Origin of the sequence: Mesorhizobium sp. M5C.F.Ca.IN.020.29.1.1 (assembly GCF_003997375.1) — a bacterium.
GTDB lineage: Bacteria > Pseudomonadota > Alphaproteobacteria > Rhizobiales > Rhizobiaceae > Mesorhizobium > Mesorhizobium wenxiniae.
In genome coordinates this window covers 1-4,386 of the sequence record NZ_RZSW01000528.1, presented here as the reverse complement: position 1 = coordinate 4,386, position 4,386 = coordinate 1, and the positions used below count along the sequence as shown (strand labels likewise).

Genomic DNA, 4,386 nt, shown 5'->3' with positions numbered 1-4,386 from the left:
GTTGAACAGCGCACGCTGACGATCCACCGCGACCAGCATTTTCAAACGCGCAACACAGGGCTGAGCTGCACCACCGCTCCGATCTACGATCATGAGGGGAATCTTGTGGCCGCGCTTGACGTCTCCTCGTGCCGGGCCGATCTGACCGAGGCCTTCGCCAGTCTTATCTCGGTGGCCGTGGTCGACGCTGTGCGTCGGATCGAGGCAGAGAACTTCAGGATGGCATTTCCCAAGGCGCGAATTCTTTTGGCGCCGGTGACCGACAAGGGCTCCGGCGCGCTGATCGCGGTTGATGTGGACGACCTTGTGGTCGGCGCGACCCGGTCGGCCCGCCTGGCGCTTGGAATTACCCAACAGTGTCTCGACAAGCCGATGCCCGCTGCAGACCTGCTCGGCTGGGCGGAGAGCGGCCCCGAAGTTCTCGCCGGGGCCGAGCGCGGCGTTCTCCAGCGGGCGCTCGCGCGCGCTGACGGAAATGTCTCGGCTGCTGCTCAGGCGCTTGGCATCAGCCGCGCGACGCTACACCGCAAGCTCAACCGCCTGGATGCCCATCGCTCTCACTGACATTTGCGAATCCCTGCCTGACTGTCGCAATTTTGCGCCACATCCCGGCCGGTCACAGTCCTCGGCACGGTGACAATAACGGCGGAAATCGCAAGTCTCTCTTCCGAAGCGTCGCATCCCGCGACGTCAGCTTTGGGAGGAAAGACACGTGAACAAGGTTGAATTCTCACGCTCGGTCAAGGCGCCCTTCGACACGCGCTACGGTAATTTCATCGACGGCAAATGGGCCGAGCCGCGCTCCGGCCGCTACTTCGAGAACTTCTCGCCGGTGAACGGCCAGCTGCTGTGCGAAGTGGCGCGCTCGGATGTCCAGGACATTGAGGCGGCTCTGGATGCGGCGCACGCCGCCAAGGACGCCTGGGGCCGCACCAGCGTGGCCGAGCGCTCGCTCATCCTCAACCGCATCGCCGATCGCATGGAGGAAAACCTCGATCTCCTCGCTCGCGCCGAAACCTGGGACAACGGCAAGCCGATCCGCGAAACGACCGCGGCCGACCTGCCTTTGGCCATTGACCATTTCCGCTATTTCGCCGGCGCCTTGCGTGGCCAGGAAGGCAGCCTTTCCCAGATCGACGACGATACCGTCGCCTATCATTTCCATGAGCCGCTCGGCGTGGTCGGCCAGATTATCCCCTGGAACTTCCCGCTGCTGATGGCATGCTGGAAACTTGCTCCCGCGCTTGCGGCCGGAAACTGCGTGGTCCTGAAGCCTGCCGAGCAGACCCCGGCCGCCATCTTGCTCTGGGCCGATCTTGTCGGCGATCTGCTGCCGCCAGGCGTTCTCAACATCGTCAACGGCTTCGGCCTCGAGGCCGGCAAGCCGCTCGCGTCCTCGCGGCGCATCGCCAAGATCGCCTTTACCGGCGAGACCACGACGGGTCGGCTGATCATGCAATATGCCAGCCAGAACCTGATCCCCGTCACGCTTGAACTGGGCGGCAAGTCGCCCAACATCTTCTTCAAGGATGTCCTCGCCGAGGACGACGATTTCTTCGACAAGGCGATCGAAGGCTTCGTCATGTTCGCGCTGAACCAGGGCGAGGTCTGCACCTGCCCGAGCCGCGCACTCATCCACGAATCGATCTACGACAGCTTCATGGAACGCGCCCTCAAGCGTGTCGAGGCGATCGTGCAGGGCGATCCGCTCGATCCGGCGACGATGATCGGTGCCCAGGCCTCGTCCGAGCAGCTGGAAAAGATCCTGTCCTACATCGACATCGGCCGCCAGGAAGGCGCGGAAGTGCTGACCGGCGGCGCCCGCAATGTGCTGCCCGGTGATCTTGCGGGCGGCTACTACGTCAAGCCGACGGTGTTCAAGGGCCACAACAAGATGCGCATCTTCCAGGAAGAGATCTTCGGGCCGGTGGTTTCGGTCACGACGTTCAAGGACGACGACGAAGCGCTGGCGATAGCTAACGATACGCTCTACGGCCTCGGCGCCGGCGTCTGGACGCGAGATGCCAACCGCGCCTATCGCTTCGGCCGCGCCATCCAGGCCGGCCGAGTCTGGACCAACTGCTACCACGCCTATCCCGCACATGCAGCTTTCGGCGGCTACAAGCAGTCCGGCATCGGCCGCGAGACGCACAAGATGATGCTCGACCACTATCAGCAGACCAAGAACATGCTGGTCAGCTATAGCCCAAAGAAGCTCGGCTTCTTCTGATCACCTCTTTGGCTCACAGGCGCGGCTCCGCAGGGGGCCGCGCCCAAGCTGGAAATCGAAAAAAGCATGCATGCGAAGGTCACGGCAACACCGGCAGCGCTTGAATTGATTGCGGAGATCGTTGCCGAGCACGGTCCGGTGCTGTTCCATCAATCCGGCGGCTGCTGCGACGGGTCTTCGCCGATGTGCTATTCGCGTGCCGGCTTCATCGTCGGCGACCATGATGTGCTGCTCGGCCACATCGGCGAAACGCCGTTCTACATCGGTGGGTCGCAATTCGAGGCCTGGAAGCACACCGATCTCATTATCGACGTGGTGCCTGGCCGCGGCGGCATGTTCTCGCTGGACAACGGGCGGGAGAAGCGGTTCCTGACGCGGTCGACGATCTGCGCCGTTCAACCGTGATGAGGGTGCATCGGCCTGTTTCCTCTTGTTCTTTCGTCTCGCTCCCGCCCTAACCGTCTGTGGCGAACAGGCTGGCCTCGGCGAACTCGGCCGGTTTTGATTTCTCGCAAGGAACGCACCCCGAGAAATTCCTAATTTCGTCGCATGGCCATCAATCTTTTCGTCGGCACGATCGTCATAAGCATGACGGTCCTGATTCACACCTTCGGTCTGATCGCCGTTACCCATGCGATGGGGCATCTGGTCGCACGGTTTCGCATGCACGGTCGCCGCAGCCGTATAGTCGCGATGATCAGTGTAGTGATGGGGCTGTTTGCCATCATAACCTCTGAGGTTTGGCTATGGGCAGGGCTCTACCGATTGCTCGATATCTTTGCCGACTTCGAAACCGCACTGTATTTCTCGACCATTACATTTTCGACGGTCGGCTATGGCGATGTAGTACCCGCTCACGGGTGGCGCGTGCTGGCGGCGCTCGAGGGGGTGAACGGGTTTCTGCTCATTGGCTGGTCGACCGCCTATCTGATCGCCGCTGGCACCCGAATCGGCCCATTCAAGACCGGGGAGCATTTCTGATCAGGCCGGTGCTCAGACTGCCACCGAATGCTTGGCTTTACCGGTTTCGAAATATTTGTCGAACCTGGCCGCTATACTGCGAACAAAGGGACGATTTTCCACCGGCACTACGAAACTGTCGCCATTCAGTTCCAACAACCGAGCAGGATCACGAAGGGCGACGGAACTCGCCTGGAGCAGAAGCTTCTGGCCGATTTCGCCGAAGCGTTCGACCAGATCGATCGCCGAGAAGGCGAAATCGCACATCAGCCTCTCGATAATCCAGCCGCGCACGCGGTCATCTTCCGACAACTCGATGCCGCGCACAGCAGCCAGACCTCCCTGCTCCACCATGCGTCCGTATTCGGCGGTCGCCGGCATGTTCTGTGCATAGCCCTGGCGGAACTGGCTGATCGATGAAGGACCAAGCCCGATCAATGTCTCACAGCGATCCTCGGTATAGCCCTGGAAGTTCCGGTGCAAGGTTCCGGTCCGTGCCGCAACGGCCAGCGCATCACCGGATCTGGCGAAATGATCGAACCCCACGGCTTGATACCCAGCCTTCAGCATAAGGCCAGCAGCAATTTGCGATTGAGCGAAGCGTTCGACCGAATTCGGCAGCCACGCTTCGTCGATCATCGTCTGGTGCTTCTTGAACCAGGGCACATGCGCATAGCCGAAAAGCGCCATCCTGTCCGGCTCCAGAGTCAGTGCCTGCGAAACCGTAGAGGAAACGCTCTCCCTCGTCTGGTGCGGCAGGCCGTAAAGCAGGTCGAGATTAACAGATTCGACGCCGCGCGAACGAACGCCCTCGACTACCGCTTTGGTCTGCAGAAAGCTCTGCTCGCGGTTGATCGCCTTCTGCACCTTAAGATCGAAGTCCTGGACGCCGAGGCTCGCCCGCGTCATGCCGATTTCGGCGAGTGCATCCAGGCGAGCATCGTCCATATCGTTGGGTTCGATTTCGACACTGATCTTGGCGCCGGGAAGAAACTCGAAACTGTTGCGCAGGACAGTTCCCAGCGCCACCATATCCTCGGGTTTGAGCATCGTCGGCGAGCCACCGCCGAAATGGACGGCACCCACACGGCCCTTACCTCCGACAAGACTGGCGACGGTAGCTATTTCAGCGTGCAGTGAGCGCAGGTACGTGGTCACCGGTTCGTAATGGCGTGTCTGCTTGGTGTGGCACGCAC

General features: G+C 61.2%; 5 protein-coding genes. 4 read left to right on the top strand and 1 reads right to left on the bottom strand.

From position 1 onward, the window contains the following. From EOA85_RS28880 to EOA85_RS28865, 4 genes are all read left to right on the top strand, one after another. Positions 1–564, top strand: a 564-nt coding sequence (locus tag EOA85_RS28880) for a helix-turn-helix domain-containing protein (protein ID WP_281033795.1), incomplete at its 5' end; no start/stop codon positions are given. Between the two features lie 148 nt (positions 565–712). Continuing rightward, complete coding sequence (gene adh / locus EOA85_RS28875) at positions 713–2,230, top strand: aldehyde dehydrogenase (protein ID WP_127212029.1); 1,518 nt, start codon at positions 713–715, stop codon at positions 2,228–2,230. Positions 2,231–2,296: 66 nt separating this feature from the next. Then, positions 2,297–2,635: a DUF779 domain-containing protein gene (locus EOA85_RS28870; protein ID WP_127212028.1), complete on the top strand. Its 339-nt coding sequence runs from the start codon at positions 2,297–2,299 to the stop codon at positions 2,633–2,635. A 144-nt stretch (positions 2,636–2,779) separates the two neighbouring features. Beyond that, positions 2,780–3,211, top strand: coding sequence for a potassium channel family protein (locus tag EOA85_RS28865; RefSeq protein ID WP_127212027.1), 432 nt, complete (start codon positions 2,780–2,782; stop codon positions 3,209–3,211). Between the two features lie 12 nt (positions 3,212–3,223). Here EOA85_RS28865 and hemN read toward each other — a convergent pair. Then, positions 3,224–4,386, bottom strand: a 1,163-nt coding sequence (gene hemN, locus EOA85_RS28860) for an oxygen-independent coproporphyrinogen III oxidase (RefSeq protein WP_127212026.1), incomplete at its 5' end; no start/stop codon positions are given.

Coding starts and splice junctions, on each gene's coding strand:
- EOA85_RS28870 (WP_127212028.1), top strand. CDS start 2,297: ATGCATGCGAAGGTCACGGCAACACCGGCAGCGCTTGAATTGATTGCG.
- EOA85_RS28865 (WP_127212027.1), top strand. CDS start 2,780: ATGGCCATCAATCTTTTCGTCGGCACGATCGTCATAAGCATGACGGTC.